The 950-nt window shown below is 57.9% G+C and carries 2 protein-coding genes; both read left to right on the forward strand.

The annotated features are described in order from the left end of the window. Nucleotides 1-513: hypothetical protein (locus EXE48_RS18130; RefSeq protein ID WP_206750432.1), on the forward strand; the 513-nt coding region annotated here is incomplete at its 5' end. 156 nt (nucleotides 514-669) lie between these two features. Beyond that, on the forward strand, nucleotides 670-950 hold a 281-nt coding region (locus EXE48_RS18135; protein WP_199236415.1), incomplete at its 3' end, for a metal-dependent hydrolase.

Raw genomic sequence — 950 nt, forward strand, 5'->3', positions numbered from 1 at the left:
TTACCGTCCAGACTGTCCCGGTTGGTGTCCGAACGACGCGTCTTCTCCGTCATTCGGAGTGTCGTCGCGGTTCTCATCGTGAGCGCCCTGATATTGACCCAGGTCGCTGCGTTCGATCCACATGTCCTCTATACGAACCCCGACGAGACGGTGATCGGAGAGGGCCACCATACGAGTGCTCAGTTCGGGGCGAGTCAGTGGACGGAGCGTCACTACTCTGGCGCGGTGCTCGGTGCCGAGCGGAGTCTCTGGGTCGCGTACGACAATAACTATCGCAATCCGATACACGGCGAGGGGGCCTGTGAGTCACTCCTGACCGGGTGGCGGCCGGAGACCGGCGATTCCCGGCCCTCTGACGTGTCGGTCGTCTTTGACAGCACGGACGTCTCGCTAACGCGGGCTGGCACCGAGCCGTACATCCCCGGGAAAGCATCGAATACGCAAGCACCACCCAACTACAACCCCGGGCCACCGGAGTGTGGAACGTTCGTTCGCTCGAAGTTCGCAAAATGAGCGCACACGAGAATTTTCCGACGAACAGCTCTGAAAGTGTATCGAACGTCAATTCAGCGTTGTCAACCACTATGTGCGCCGTCCCTATCACCACTATGTGGATAGCTCTCTGCCACGCAGTTCGCGGGTACGGCACATACCGTCCACGCCAGTGATATGTTCCCGATAGAACACTTCATCGTCGCTTTCCTCCCCGTCCTGATGTATGTCCTCGTAATCGACAGACGCCTACCTGGTGTTCGTCTCGCGACTATCGCGTTTATCGGGAGTCAGCTTCCTGACTTGGTCGACAAGCCCCTTGCGTATCTGTTCGGTCTGATACCGTCCGGACGCGTCTTCATGCACTCACTACCGATCGCGCTGCCGTTCTTGCTTGGTACTATGATCTATGGGTGGAAGACGGAGCGAAATCGCCTAAGTGTGGGTTTTAGTTTCGC

The organism is Halorubrum sp. ASP1, from assembly GCF_005435135.1.
GTDB lineage: Archaea > Halobacteriota > Halobacteria > Halobacteriales > Haloferacaceae > Halorubrum > Halorubrum tropicale.